The organism is Allocoleopsis sp. (assembly GCF_036703385.1).
Classification (GTDB): domain Bacteria; phylum Cyanobacteriota; class Cyanobacteriia; order Cyanobacteriales; family Coleofasciculaceae; genus Allocoleopsis.
Map to the genome: position 1 here is coordinate 1 of NZ_DATNPA010000510.1, position 15,072 is coordinate 15,072.

Annotated in this window: 9 protein-coding genes; 4 read left to right on the top strand and 5 right to left on the bottom strand. The window is 47.5% G+C overall.

Features of this window, described 5'->3' with window-relative positions:
• Positions 1-600, top strand: a 600-nt coding sequence (locus V6C93_RS24910) for a CHAT domain-containing protein (protein ID WP_333479365.1), incomplete at its 5' end; no start/stop codon positions are given.
• 139 nt (positions 601-739) lie between these two features.
• Complete coding sequence (locus tag V6C93_RS24915) at positions 740-1,036, top strand: hypothetical protein (RefSeq protein ID WP_333479366.1); 297 nt, start codon at positions 740-742, stop codon at positions 1,034-1,036.
• 146 nt (positions 1,037-1,182) lie between these two features.
• Here the strand turns inward: V6C93_RS24915 and V6C93_RS24920 are convergent, their stop codons facing one another.
• From V6C93_RS24920 to V6C93_RS24930, 3 genes are all read right to left on the bottom strand, one after another.
• Entirely contained in the window at positions 1,183-1,677 is a 495-nt protein-coding gene (locus V6C93_RS24920) for a hypothetical protein (RefSeq protein ID WP_333479367.1), read from the bottom strand.
• Between the two features lie 151 nt (positions 1,678-1,828).
• Positions 1,829-2,611 (bottom strand): DUF928 domain-containing protein, encoded by a 783-nt coding sequence (locus V6C93_RS24925; protein ID WP_333479368.1) that lies wholly within the window; start codon positions 2,609-2,611, stop codon positions 1,829-1,831.
• A gap of 225 nt (positions 2,612-2,836) precedes the next feature.
• Positions 2,837-6,016 carry a TIR domain-containing protein gene (locus V6C93_RS24930; RefSeq protein WP_333479369.1) on the bottom strand — a complete coding sequence of 1,060 codons (3,180 nt, stop codon included), beginning with the start codon at positions 6,014-6,016 and terminating at the stop codon, positions 2,837-2,839.
• Positions 6,017-6,379: 363 nt separating this feature from the next.
• Between V6C93_RS24930 and V6C93_RS24935 the strand changes: the two genes are divergently transcribed.
• Entirely contained in the window at positions 6,380-7,618 is a 1,239-nt protein-coding gene (locus V6C93_RS24935) for a transposase (RefSeq protein WP_333479370.1), read from the top strand.
• A 17-nt stretch (positions 7,619-7,635) separates the two neighbouring features.
• On the opposite strand, the gene V6C93_RS24940 is transcribed toward V6C93_RS24935, so the two are convergent.
• Together V6C93_RS24940 and V6C93_RS24945 are read right to left on the bottom strand one after the other, a co-directional pair.
• Positions 7,636-9,378: a pentapeptide repeat-containing protein gene (locus tag V6C93_RS24940; RefSeq protein ID WP_333479371.1), complete on the bottom strand. Its 1,743-nt coding sequence runs from the start codon at positions 9,376-9,378 to the stop codon at positions 7,636-7,638.
• Positions 9,379-9,618: 240 nt separating this feature from the next.
• Positions 9,619-11,127: an Ig-like domain-containing protein gene (locus tag V6C93_RS24945; RefSeq protein WP_333479372.1), complete on the bottom strand. Its 1,509-nt coding sequence runs from the start codon at positions 11,125-11,127 to the stop codon at positions 9,619-9,621.
• A gap of 1,056 nt (positions 11,128-12,183) precedes the next feature.
• Here V6C93_RS24945 and V6C93_RS24950 point away from each other — a divergent pair.
• Positions 12,184-14,997 carry a PAS domain S-box protein gene (locus V6C93_RS24950; RefSeq protein WP_333479373.1) on the top strand — a complete coding sequence of 938 codons (2,814 nt, stop codon included), beginning with the start codon at positions 12,184-12,186 and terminating at the stop codon, positions 14,995-14,997.
• Positions 14,998-15,072 lie beyond the last annotated feature (75 nt).

Below are 15,072 nucleotides of genomic sequence, written 5' to 3' on the forward strand. Positions count from 1 at the left end.
GGTCTGACTGATCCGCCGAAAAAGTTTGAGAACACCTATAGCAAACTGAAAAATGTACAACGGGAACTGGATGCGATCAACGAAGCCCAAATCCCCGTTAAGTTTATCCTCGACCAGGCATTTACTAGGAAAAATTTCCAGCAAGCGATGAATTCAAACAGTTACCAGGTTGTTCACCTAGCAACTCACGGTCAGTTTGGGGCGACGCGGGAGAGGACTTATTTACTGGCTGCTGATGACGCGATTTACGTAGACCAGTTGAGTGAGTTGTTCCGCACACGCGGACAACGTCGGGAAGACGCCGTAGAACTATTGGTTCTCAGTGCTTGTAAGACAGCAAGCGGAAACGATCGCGCCGTTTTGGGGATTGCCGGAACAGCCGTACAGGCCGGTGCACGCAGCGTGATTGCGGGTTTGTGGAGTCTGGCTGATGACTCCAGCGTGCTATTTGCCCAAGAACTTTATAAAAATTTGGGCAAACCCGGAATCAGCAGAGCCGAAGCTCTGCGTCTAACCCAGGTAGCGTTTCTCAAAGACCCGAATAAATATTCGCACCCCCGCTTTTGGGCACCTTATGTTTTGGTAGGCAGTTGGTTGTAATCCTGCGTGAATTAGAGGCTTTATTTAATTAGCAGGAAAGCAGCGATTAATCCATTAGTAAAACTTTTAACCCACCGAATCATTCCGGTTGAGGTCGGTTTTTGATTGTCTTATCTAATTAAGACGATTCACTTGACCTATGCAAACGACACTTTACCCTGTTGGCAATTTTGCCGTGCCCGTTTTTGAATACGGCAAGGACGATGTCTGGATACCACTCACCCAGCTAGACACCGTGATTAATGTCCCACGCTGGCGTCTGTATCGTGCCCTCTCTAGAGCCGATATCCCAACGTATCTTACTGGCATCCGTGAAAGTCAAAAAGTCATCCACTGGTCAACTTTACCTCTATTGTTGATAGCTGTTAACCAAGCCTTGCCTTACGTTTCGGGTGCGGCGGCTCTACTTTCAACGCTCCAAAGGCAAGCCGCTTGAATACAGCCACTGAACACAATTCCTGTTTGTATAAGACCGGATGGGCATAAGTCCAAACGGCAGTTGCGAAAAACCAGCAATGGAAGCAAGCAGAAACCCAGATTGTGAAGTTTGGGAATCCCCGTCGTTCTCTGGCGGGGAGAATGTCAACGCTGTCCACTGTCTTGCTCGGGTAAGCTACTCCCGGCTGAAGGAATTGCACCGGCATCAGGTTTATCAGTAGGTAAGGCAGCATTGTTGGTAGTACCGCTACCCGTTGTTGAGGGTGGAGTACCCGCCGCAGTGGGAGTTTCAATAGTCAGATTACTTGCAATATTCGCCTGATTTTGGGGATTTCTGCCGCCTGGAGAGGGCATCCACCATGCCAGTATGGATGTGACACCGCCCCAATAGATGGCATCATTTTTGCCATCCTTTGCACCTATAGCCAGCTGATTGATACAAAAACTTAAGACGATTGCACTAAAAGCCACCTGCACAATAAACCGAAACAAATCTGGATGTTGCACACAAAACAAGGCAAATGACCCGACTCTTGTGGTTGTAAACATGGATTGGCCTCGTTTTACCTCAGGTATAGTCGTAGATGAGGGAACAGATGAACTAGCCGAAGGGGGTGTGGAAGAAGATGTACTGACCATAGTAGTAACCCTCAACAAGATAATTGACAAAATAGGAGAGTGGGTATGCGGATAAGGTTGGTGATAGCTGGGCAGGCATGGAGGCACTGCCCCTACTAAAAATCCTTGTTTCGGCGATTACTGGATTGGCACTCTAGGTTTACGCTATCCCTTAATTGTTACCGCTCTCAGGACGCAGTTCACTAACTGGAGCCGTGGCAAACTCTTGTAGATCGAACAACTTTACAAGTTCACCCCATGCGTTTGCATCTTTAGTCCGATTGCTGGCAAGCCCAGTCACGTACTCAAACCATAAACCATTTTCTTTATAAACCAGGTACTGCTGTTGGGGGGGCGTAGCTTTGAGCCGACTGTTCAGTTGGGTACTCGCTGGAATCCTAGTCAGCCAACCCGTGACGCTTGGGTTCGCTGACGGTTGGTTTGGATCACAGATAATGGAAAACCTCCAATAGTAGTCCTTGCCAACTTCTAACGGTTTTTCTGTGGAGGGGAGGGTGAACTTGACAATGCCTGCTTGATCAGGTAATGCAAGCTGGAGCGGTTGTGTCAGCACTGGGTTACCCGTATCATCCTGCAACTCAAATTGTACAGATGTAACCTTGATGTCGGAGGCCTCACTTTGAGGCGCATTCTGACCAAAGGGTACATAAAACCAGAAGGTTGGATTAGCTTGGGTTGTATGCCCTGGGTCTTTTTCAGGATTCAGCGCCTTGAGATTCTTTGTGCCAGCGGGACACTCCCCACGTACAGCGCCACTGCTGGATGTGTTACCCGCATTGAGAGGACGTTTGGCAAGTTGTTGCACAGCCGAGCGCTGACTGGACTGAGCTTGGGCTTTTTGGCTCGCTAAGGGCAAAAGTGCCATCGTTGGCACTAACGCAGCCATCGTTCCGAAAACAAGAGCTTTTTGAATGAGTGAACCTGTTAATACCATGAGTTGTGAACCTCTTAATAGTGTTTCCAGATTAGAATTTACGCAACTGTCATAAAATCTAGTTTTTTGTTTGTAGTCAGGGCTTTCGTCGAACCCAATGAGGATTTTAGTCCTCACTACTAACTGAAAATAATATGCGCATTGCGTAAGCTCTCAAGATCAAGTGCTAACAGTTAAGTTTGTCGGTCGTCCGTGGCAACTGAACCACGGAGTGCTGATACGTGACTACTTTCGTAAGTAGTAATTCAGACAAGCCACTCCGGCACCTGTGCCTATGAGGGCAATCAGTGCAGGAGCTAATGGCAGCCATCCACCGGGGAAGGCGAGGACGAAATAGCAGATGCCGTAAAGAGTGACAACCGAAGCCACACCCGCGATCGCTAAAAATTTCGGTTGCCGAAACCACCAGACGACAAAACCACCAACCACCGACCAGCCAAAAATCCAGAGCGTTTCCGACCACATGGGCATCCACCAAATCAAGGGACGCCCATCAAGGGTGGCACTCAAGAGCTGGCTAATCATCTGCGCGTGCAATACCACTCCTGAAACCTCACCATAAGGTGTATTCCAGTAGTCGGCTTGACGCTCTGCTTTATCCACCATGCCAATCAACACGATGCGATCGCGGATTAACTGTGCAGGAACGCGATTTTCCAACACATCCTTGAGACTGACGATTGGCACGAACTTTTCTGGATCACCCTGATGAATGCGATAGTTGAGCATCGCTTGGTAGCCGCCCAACTGATCACCCCGATCTCGGTAGCCACTGCCATTACCTGACGATGGTGCCCACAAGGGCGGAATCACCGTTTTGCCAAACTGCATGTGGCGCACGAAGTCTTCTTCCTTCGGGTCGAAGGGAGAGGAGTAAGCTATACCTTTCCCTTCCAGGTATTTTTGTGCCAGTACCAGGCTGAAGGCATTCATTGTCTGGCAATAATCCGGATCTGCCCCTGCCATCAGGTAATGGCGACGCAAAAACTTCCCTCCATCATCTTGCAGATTAGCAAAGCCGACCCGCTCTATCGGTACGTTTGTCGGGGCTTTGTTTCCTTTGAGCTTTTGACCCCGATCATTCGTGGCACTGCCTTTGCAAATGGCTACCAAGTTGGTGGTGTCTTTAAAGGTTTGGGTGAGTTCTGGTAACGAACTCAAGTCCCGGATAAAATCTAAGCCAATTAAGCGAGGTTGATGACGGTTAAGGGCTTTGAGCGTATCCGATAGCGCCAAATCCGGCACAGTGCCTCGACCCAAGCGATAGCGATCGCTGCGATCGATCATCTCCGCACTGTCTACATCAACACCGACAATTACAAGCCGATCATCCTTCGTTTCATTCGGACGCAACCGGAGCAGATGGTCGTAGGCAGCTAGTTCAACCGGTTGCATCAGCCCAAAAAAGCGTCCAGCAAACACTAAGGCCGAGACAGCCAAACCAGTCAGCATCACCGTGCGCCGCTTCACCCGCCGATAGGGGAGTTCTCGACTCGTAGCCAAATATTCTAACTGAAGGTCGGTGGGAGTTGGTTCTGTATTGACCGATTGTGTCAGCCACTGCTGGGAGGCAACCAAATCTTTCCCCCGCAACAAGAAGCTATCGTCACGTCCGTGCTGGTCCCACTCCTTTGCTTTGAGCAACAAACGGGTGTGAGTTCTCAGATACTCTGGGTCTGTATCCAGGGTTCTCGTGAGTTCCCCAAAGTTGGTGAGAAAGTCCCCTCCATGCTTCCGGAAATCCACCCACTGCACTTTCGCTAAACCGGGGTGAAGTGTAGCCGCATCGACCTCCCGGTATAAAACAGTAACAATACGCTTATGCTGGGTCATCGCATACTCCACCTGCGCCGCACAGTTGGGCGAATGGATAGAATTCGGGGAAATAATAAATAAAAAATTGTTAGCATATTCAATTCCCCGGTGAATTTCCTGCTGAAAGTCAACCCCAGAGGCGATACTTTCCTGCTCAAACCAGGTCGTCTTGCCTTGAATTTGCAGAGTCTCGTTCAGCTTGCGGGCAAAGTCAGAATCCGTACCGGAGTAGGCAATAAATACGTCTAGGGAAGCATCTGGCGGTTGTTTGAGGCTTTCGGCGATGAATTCCTCTTGCAGGGGTGTGGAGGAATGCTTGGTTTTCTGTTTCGCCACTTTCAACCACGCCTCAGCTTGGCGAAGATTGTAACCCCGCAATAAAATGCTGGGATTGCGCTTTTGTCGCTCCCACTTGAGCGCCTTAGCTAGTACGATTTTATGCTGTTCATGGTAAGCGGCGTCTTCATGCAGTACCTTAATTAACTTAGCAATAGCATCGTGATATTGTGCCTCTTGCTCCGCGTCTGCGATCGTGATGAACTGTATGGCACTCAGTTCAGGCGGAACTTGCTCAAGCTCAACCTCTTGAATCAGTACAGGAATAATCCGCTTGTTGTGCGTCCTAGCGTGGGTCAGTTCCATTTGACAGTATTGGGATGCCAGAGACGCTGGAGACATGAGGAAAACCACATTATCGGCTTCCTCAAGGCCCCGATAAATGGCTTCCACAAAATCCGTCCCAGTATTAATGTCTGTTAAGTTCGTCCAGACGGTGAAGCATTCACGCCTCAAGCTGTTCGCCACTTTTTCCATGAACGCCCTCTCCTTTTCCGAGTAGGAGAGAAACACATCAGTCATTAGGTTATTGGCGTTCTTGGTACTTTCACCAATAAATGCACAGTGCAAGTCGGTCGGTTCGCAAGGAGGTTGCTCATCCTTAAACCTGATTTTCAGCCAGTTTTCTGCCTGTATCCGTTCTTCTCCCGTTAACAGGTAAGGCGACTGTTTCTGATTCCGTTCCCACTCCAATGATTTGGCTAAAAAGTAGGTGTGCTGTTGTACATAGTCTCGATGACGAGCAAATATCTCTAGCAGTCCAGCAAAGGATTTCTCAAAATCATCAATCCCTTCCCGGAAGTAAACCCAGTTGATTTTGCCAATCACAGGGTGCATATTGGGGAAACTGGAGTGTAAACCCTTGGATTTGTACGTTTCCCACTCATTCAGATCGCGACCAGGGTTGCGTTGCTGCCAAATTTCTTCTGTAATTTGCTCGACGTGCAGCAGTGGAATAATTCGTTTGTTGCGCTGGAGGGCTAGCTCAATTTCTTTGCGGCAATAGGGCGAGTTGATGGAGTGGGGGGCGATCAAAAATAGAAAGTTATCGGCTTTCTCAATGCCGTCATCAATTTGGTTCTGGTAATCTACCCCCAAGGGAATATCGTTTTGATCAAACCAAACCTTTAGCCCTTCTTTCAGGAGTCGGTCATAGAGCTTCGTTGCGAAGGCTTTGCTATCTGCTCGTCCGTATGAAATAAATGCATTGTTAAAGCTATTGATTTTCCCTAACACTTCTAAGCTACTAGCCACACATAACCTCAACTATGTCAAGCTTTTTTAAGCCAACGCCAGGAGCAGACGATCGCTACTCGATTGCTTCCTTCTTTATACTTTATCTATTCCTTTAGATAGTTGTGTGAAGACTATATGTGCGCTATAGTCTACAAACCTTGGTGGCTAGAGAAGAAACGCCGTTAACCGAGGATGTTCCCAAATCCGCCTCGATAACCCCTTATAGAAAACGCCTTATATCCCACATCTAAAGAAGTGGGATATAAGGCGGGTCGCCGTAGGTACGGAGGCGACCAAGAGATTTAACAGCGAAGACAAAAAACTTAATTGCACCATTATGTCGAGCGTAGTAACATAATAACGTGGTGATTTGGTCGAGCCATGATAATTTACGAGTTCAAAGTGAAAGGGAAAGATGCTCAGTATCGAGCAATAGATGAGGCTATTCTTACCTCACAATTTATCCAAAACAAGTGTTTACGCTACTGGATGGATAACGAGAAAGTGGGCAGATATGACCTCAATAAGTATTGCGCTGTACTAGCCGCAGAATTTCCCTTTGCTGACGAACTTAATTCTATGGCAAGACAGGCGGCGGCAGAACGAGCTTGGAGCGCAATTGCTCGGTTCTATGACAATTGCAAAAGGAAGATTAAGGGTAAAAAAGGCTACCCGAAATTCAAAAAGCATTGTCGCTCAGTTGAGTACAAAACTAGTGGCTGGAAGCTTTCGCTAAACAGGAAGGCTATCTCCTTCAACGACAAGAAAGGGATAGGAACTCTTAAACTCAAGGGAACCTATGACCTTAACTTCTATGACATCAAACAGATTAAGCGAGTTCGATTAGTCCGTAGGGCTGATGGATACTACGCTCAATTTGCTGTTGATGTCAAAGTCAGAATAGAGACGGAGCCAACCAGACATATCGTTGGATTAGATCTGGGGTTGAAGTATTTCCTAGCAGATAGCGATGGAAATACTATAGGGTCTCCTCAGTTCTACAGAAAGTCAGAGTGTCAACTCAACAGAGCGAATCGCAAGAAGTCCAAGAAGTTCAAGAAGAGTGCTAAACCGCAGTCCAAGAATTACCACAAAGCTAGGAATCGATATGCTCGAAAGCATTTAAGAGTAAGCAGGCAGCGAAAAGAGTACTGCAAGCGAGTTGCATACTCCGTGATTCAGTCTAACGACCTGATAGCCTATGAAGACTTAAATGTGCAAGGGCTGGTAAAAAATCGACATCTAGCTAAATCTATCAGCGATGCAGGATGGTCAACATTTCGTAAATGGCTGGAGTATTTTGGCTTTAAGTACGGGAAGCAAACTATTGCTGTTGCTCCCCATAATACGAGTCAAAACTGTTCTAGCTGTGGCAAGAGGGTCAAGAAATCTCTATCAACCAGAACTCATGTGTGCCCGCATTGCGGGTTTGTGGAAGATAGGGACGTAAATGCTGCTATCAATATCCTGAAATTAGCACTCAGTACCGTGGGGCACACGGGAACCTACGCTTGGGGAGATTTGCCCTCTTGGGCAGTTGGAGCAATCCTGCTGTCTAACGGCGAGTCTGTGAACCAAGAATCCCACTCGCTGTCTTCGGTGGGAGTGTCAATGTCTTAATTTTTGCCTCTCCAGACTTATAAAAGTGCGTTATTCGATAAAATCATGGCGATCGCTAAACGCACCGCTTGCCCCACGACTGAAAAACGCGCTGCCTCCGAAGTCGCTGCTTCCCAGCGTAACAATTGCTTCTGGAAGATTTCATCCGTTTCGGCTCGCTTCATAATCACTTTGCCAATCACTTCCTTTTGAATTTCTTCAGTCGAAATATTCTGTTGTTGTAAAAACTCCAGCAGTCGCTCTACACTGTCCACACACTGCTCTGGTGCCTGGGACATGATAATCCGTTGAATCTGGGTGACCACCTCTTGGTATAACTGCCGTTTGCGATGGGTTGGTGATAAGGAAGGAAGGGGTGGCGCTGGTAATGGGGGTAGCTGTTCGACCTTTAAATTCTGAGCCTCTTTGATGTCCAGTAAGTCCAGAAGGAGTTGGCGTCGAGTTACAAAACGCTCTAACATGTCTGGATAGAGTTGCACAATCCGCTGACTGATGAGCTTTGTATTAACCAACCGATTGACGGACAAGCGTAGCAGGTATTGCCCAGATCTGGCTTCATAGGATTTGAGAGTTAGTTGGAGATTAGGGGACTCTAATTCCACCTGTGTTAGCGTAAAAACGAGCGCCTCCCAGTTAGGAGGCCCCATCAACGGTACGGTTACGGTTAACTGATCTTCGGCGTTTTTGCGGTTCAGTGCCCCCGGCGGCAAATCCCCCTTGCTCGGATAGCGATCGCTTGGGCTTTTGGTAGAGTAGTCAAACCCGGTAAAGACATATCGACACTCAACATTCGATAGATCCACCTCCTCAAGGTGCCACTGATAAATGCAACAGCCTGTCATTTCTGTGCGATCAAGCTTAGTCCGAATTAAATAACTCTCCAAAAGATAGGCACTATTCAGATTCGCCTCACTTAAGATGGCATCCTTCAGGTAAGCACCACTTAAGTCAGCACGCCGCAAATCAGCCCCCCGTAGATTCGCTTCACTCAGGTCGGTGTGCAATAAATAAACATCTTGAAGAACCGCACGCAGCAAAACCGCTTTTCGTAAACTCGCTTTGAGTAAATAAGCACCCGTGAGATTAGCCCGACTCAAGTCCACATGTTCACAATTCGCCTCACTTATATCCGCACCGCTCAGAATCGCTCGATGCAAGTCTGCATTGCTGAGATTGGCGGCTCTCAGGTAGGCTGTATTGAGATTCGCTTCTGTCAAATTAGCGCCAACTAAAATCGCTTCTCGTAAATTCGCCTGTTCTAAATTAGATTCTCGTAGATTCGCACCGGTGAGATTCGCACCGATTAAGTTGGTGCACCGGAGATTGGCTTCCATCAACTCCGCGCCAACAAGCCGAGCATTGTTGAGTTTAGCGTTCTCCAGATTAATTTGATCTAAGTGAGTGCCTTGTAAATCAGCCCCACTCAAATCACAGCCACTTAAATCAGCCCAATTTAAGTCAGCTTCTCGGAGATTGGCCAAGCGGAGGTCAACTTTACTAAGCTTGGCTCGACTCAACGTGGCCTGGGTAAAATTAGCATTTTGCAGAGTGGCGCTGTGTAGATTCGCCTGATGCAGGTTTGCCCCAGTGAAATTGGCGTGGCTTAAACTAGCCCAACTCAGATTTGCACCACTGAGATTCGCACCTGTCAAGTTAATCTTGCGGAGGTTCACCCCCGTTAGGTTTGCCCCACTCAGGTCAATATGGGCAAAGTCACGTTCTCCTTGTCGGTATCGGTCGAGAAAGTTTTGTACTTGCATGAAGGCCGTTCGGACAGGGTGAGATGCTAGGCCAAAAGTTAAGCGTCGGGCATCGGAGATAGAAGGATATTACAGTACCCAGTCCGTAGGGGAAATCCAAAGGCTGAGCAAAGTCCGCCGCTAACTAGAAGACTGCTAATCAATGTGCCCTCTGAACTCGACTCGATGCTTTGCCTCAGTCTACCGAGATTCCTACCGTGAAACAGTACTGGTGATCACCCGGAGTGGGGAAGTTGTTGGTTAGGGTAGCCAGCGAGGATGGAATCCTGGTAACAACTGTTCGGGTTTCAACTGAGGTGGGGGGGTTGAGGATGTGGCATCCACTAAGGGTAGCATCCACAGAAAACCCGTAGCGATCGCTTGCCCATCACCTGACCTCAAGGTATCGGTTGCTGTGGGGGGGCGGGTACCGATCTGATCAAACAGTAAAGCTAAGCCATCTGGAGATAAACTCATCTGAATATCCTGTTGATTGGGTAAGACAACCAATGGCCTCACCTGGGACTGCTTACTGTTTGGGTCTGGTTTTAGGTTAATCGCAGCAAAGAACGGTTCTTCTTGGTAGACTTCCCCTTTAATCAGTTGAGTCAGGAGGCAGTAGAGCGTGTCGCGTTTGGGCGCAAATTCGCATCGTTGGATCGAACCTGTGGTGCGCAGTAATTCTTTCTGAGTGCCTTGGTTGGTGACCAAATAGAGCGATCGCGTGTAATCTGTATTAAATTTCACCATCGCTGCCGCCGAACCCTCTTGGGAAAAGCTCAGAAGGATGCCGAACTTGGGCAGAAAGTCCAAAGGCTTTTCCCCTGGTTTCAAGGACAACATCGCTATGCCCTGTCCCTGAGCGACGGCTAAGGAGGTACTGTCTGGGTGGATCGTAAAATCACCACCGGGCTGAGTTTCCAAACGCCGTGGCTTAGCGTCTGGTTGGATAATCCACAGACCGAAATCGGCGGGCTTGCGCCGATTCAATCGTTGGACGACAATAGTCTTGCCATCAGCAGACAAGTCAAATTTCAAATTTTGGTAGTCTTTACTGTCTAAAACTAAATCCAGCCGCCCTTCAGGTTCTGGCTCATTGGATGACCCATCTTCAGATTGAAACGATAGTCCTGTGCTAACCGTGTATAACTGTTGGTTGAGCAAACCCTTTTCCTGATGCTTGCGATCGCTAGCAGAAAACAAAATTCGCTCACCCCCTGGGTAGGGTTTAAACTCCATGACCACTAGGTCGGCAGGTGTTAGGATGCTTTTTTTCTGAGCCGTGAGGTTGTAAAGAATTAACCTCCCCTGCTCTTTTTCTTCCACACCGATATAAGCAAAGGCGCGATCGCGAGTGCGAAAGGCAGCCGTAAATGGCTCTATCTGCTTTCCTTCGTTCTTTCTGGCAGAAATTTGGTCTCTCGCTCCCTTGAGTTCGACTTGATACTTGCTACCATAGGGCACGGGAAATTTTGGGGTATAGGCCATGCGACGCCCAGCCCAGCTAACTTGGCCCGGAATCGGTGGCTCGATTTTGAGGTTGGCTTCCACACTATCGTGGTTCATCGGACGACTAAAGGTCAGGATAAAGGCGGTATCCTCTACACTGACTTGTTTATCCTTCCAACTAAAATCGCGTACTTTAGGAGAAGTGCGATCGCCACTCAACAGTAAAATGCCGATCAGGAGACTCAGCACTACCATTAAACCCAAAGCGGCACGGTCAATGGGTTCGAGGAATTTTTTCGGAGTTATAGTTTGGCCTGACATAATGGAAGAGCAGATTCTAAGGACTCGCGCAAGATCTAGCCAACAGAGCCGAGCAAGTAGCGTTGTTTATGGTATTATATTCGCCGCTTGCTGTGTGTCTAAGGAACGTTACGAGATGCAATGATGCGGCATTCTCCCTTGGGTCTTTAGCTCTCTTGGCCTCGCCTAAGGCACTCTCTTTTAGAGTAGCGGTTCCTTCCCGCGCTATGTTAAGCCATTAGAGTACGCACCACGTCACGCTGCACTAGACCTAAAAGAGAACTATTTTTGCCCTATAGTTTGACCCTCTTTAGCCAGGATTCCTGACCTAACACCATTCAGCCGGATCATTTCTTTTAGCAAATCCTGCTTTCATCTCAGGCTTGTACTCGTAGGATGAAAGCGGGCAAAAAAAGACACTCTTTGGTGTTTGTTTTTTGCCATCCCTGTTGCTTTATCATGATTATTTGATTATGAAGGTGGCTATACTTTTTCACGCAAGCCCCACATCAAACTACGTTGGCTGCTGGGAGATGTCACAATACTATTAAGCAGCTTGGCTAAATTCTCCATCAGAGCAGGTGCGTATCAGTAGTCCGCTACAGCAACGCTGACAAGCCACTTTCTCTATCCCCATCTCCTCACAGCTCAGCATCAGTGTGGTGAACGATAAGTCGCTGGGATAGTTGCTCAATGGTAGAGTTGCAAGCTTTACCCAACTTCACCAACTCTTTGTAAAAAAAATCTATAAAGTTATGTAAAATAGCACAATACTTGATCAAACCTCGGATTAGCACTTACACGTTCAATGGTCAACATGTAAGTATCACTCTCCAAAGAGGAGTTCGATAAATATAAGCGATCGTTCCATACAACTGAGGAAAAGGCACTACCTATAACCTCAAGGAATCAGTGAAAGACAACCGAGGAAAACACTAAGTCAATGACTATACTTAGCTTCAGCGGTTTCTCCCTTTCGATATATTAATCTATTTTTAGACTTGTTTAAGGTTAGGACAAACGTGAGGATAACTAGCGAGGTTCCTGCCTTTAATGGTATTTACTGATATGAAGGTCATGGTCAGCAAGAAAGCTAGTTGTAGAGCCTTAGACACTAATCAGCCCGACAAAGAAGATATAGGCAACCTCTGGCTATATGACCGTGCCCTAGCCGCTACAAGCTGCGGCATTGTGATTAGTGATGCTCGCTCGTTTGATAATCCCATAATATATTGCAATCCGGCTTTTCTGGAAATCACAGGGTATTCTCAGGATGAAGTAATCGGACAGAACTGTCGGTTTTTACAAGGCCCCGATACTGATCCAGACGCGGTTGAGCAAATTCGTCAGTCGATCCGGATAGGGCAAGAAGTCAGAGTGATATTGAAGAATTATCGAAAAGATGGGACGCTTTTCTGGAATGACCTAACGATTTCGCCAGTAAAAGACACCTCAGGAAAAGTTACCCACTTTATTGGCGTTCAAAGCGATATTACCGATCGCAAACAAGCCGAAGAAACTCGACAGTTGATGCAGTTCTCGATTGACCGCGCTGCTGATGCTGTCTTCTATATTCGCCCAGACGGCACGTTATTTTACGTCAATGACGCCGCCAGCCAAGTTTTGGGATATTCCCGTGAAGAACTGCTGGCACTGAGTATCCATGACATTGACTTAGACTGTTCGGCTCAAGTTTGGCAGTCACATTGGCAACAGGTTAAGGAAGGTGGCTCTTTTAAGATTGAAAGTCAGCATCGAACCAAAGACGGTCGGGTATTTCCTGTAGAAGTTACCTTCAACTATCTCAAATTTAACGATCAGGAGTACAACTGCGCGTTCGCCCGTGACATTAGGGAGAATAAGCAAGCGGAAAAAGCTCTGCAACGGAGTAATGCCTTATTGAAGGCGCAACAAGAATCCGATCCCAACGGCGTTCTGGTAACGGATGAAACAGGAGCGACCTTAAGCTACAATCAACAGTTCTGCGAAATGTGGCAAATTCCTGAGGGGGTGAGGCAATTTGGAGATGACAAAATCATCCTCAACTGGGTGCTGCCTCTTATTCAAGAGCCGCAAAGGGTTTTCAGCCAGATGGAATATCTAGAAGAGAACCCCTCCCTGATCAGTCGCGAGGAAATCCACCTGACGAACGGGAGGGTTTTCGATTGTTACTCGGCTCCGGCTCGATCGCCCAAGGGTGAGTCCTACGGTAGAATCTGGTCTTTTCAGGACATCACAGAGCATAAGCAAACCGAAAGGAGACTACGCCAGCAAGCCGAGAGAGAGCGATTGGTTAGTGGGATAAATCAGCGCATCCGCCAGTCTTTGAATCTGGATGAAGTACTGAACACCGCTGTAGAGGAAGTGCGACAGTTTCTAGCGTGCGATCGCACCCTAATCTGTCGCTTTAACCCAGATTGGAGTGGCACTATTGTTGTGGAATCTGTGGGTGAGGAATGGACCCCAGCCTCGGCGATTAGTATCCAGGATACCTGTTTTCACGAAAGCAAAGCTCATCTCTACCAAAAAGGACGGATTCGAGCGATTAACGATATCTACAACACTGACCTGAGTCCGTGTCACATTCAATTACTAGAGCGATTTCAGGTACGCGCCAACCTCGTGGTTCCCATCCTGCAAGGCGAGAACCTCTGGGGATTGCTGATTGCCCATCAATGCTCTAAGACACGGGATTGGCAGGACTCGACTATCGAATTGCTCAGACAGATCAGCGTGCAGTTGAGCGTAGCCATTCAGCAAGCCGCACTCTTCGAGCAGTTAGCCGAAGAACTGGCGGAGCGAAAAGCGGCGGAAGCGGCATTACGACGGTCCAAACAGGCGCTGAAAACGCAAGCGACTGAACTCAAAAAAGCCCTCAACGACCTCAAACAAGCCCAACTCCAACTGATTCAGACCGAAAAAATGTCGGGATTGGGACAGTTAGTGGCGGGTGTTGCTCATGAGATTAATAACCCAGTTACGTTTATCTCTGGCAATATCACCCATGCAGAAATGTATGCTCAGGATTTGCTGGAATTGGTTGAACTCTATACCGAACACTATCCTCAACCGATACCAGTCATTGAAAAACATATAGAGGTGATTGACTTTGATTTCCTTAAACAAGATTTTCCCAAATTGCTAAAATCAATGGAAATTGGGGCACATCGCATTCGTCAGATTGTTTTGAGTTTAAAAAATTTCTCACGGGTGGATGAGGCAGAGCGTAAACCTGTAGATATTCATGAGGGGATTGAGAACACTCTTTTGATTCTGCAACACCGATTGAAACCTGAAGCCGCTAATATTAATCTGGTCAAAGAGTACGGAAATCTTCCACTTGTCGAGTGCTACCCAGGGCAGCTCAATCAAGTGTTTATGAATATTTTGAATAATGCGATAGATGCTATCGCGTCTCGCTGGGACGCTAGCGCCTCCCGCTACGCTAACGCTAACGATGCCCTTGAGAAATTTGAGCCAGAGCCAACTTCCGAACACATCACAACCCACGTCGCTACACCCAGTCATCCTAATCCCAGAATCATTAAAATTTCAACGGAGGTTGTAGAGAGTTCTCCATCCCAAGCCTCCAACTCGGAGGATACTGAGAACGAAAAGAAGGTCGTCATTCGGATTGCAGACAACGGTTCTGGCATTTCTAAAGATGTTAAAAAACGGATTTTTGACCCCTTCTTCACAACTAAGCCAGTGGGAGAAGGTACGGGTCTGGGTTTATCGATTAGCTATCAAATTATTGTCGAAAAACATGGAGGACAGCTAGAATGCTTTTCAGTGCCGGGAGAAGGGACAGAGTTCGTTGTAAAAATTCCACTAGCTCCCTCTGCTCTCAAATCGGCACAAACTCCGATTCAACCTTCATCTAAAGGTTGAATGTTCTCAGGTTGAAAGTTAAAGTTTTTGCCGCCTTGAACGTTGAAAAAAATTTATAATTCAAACGGTTTGATG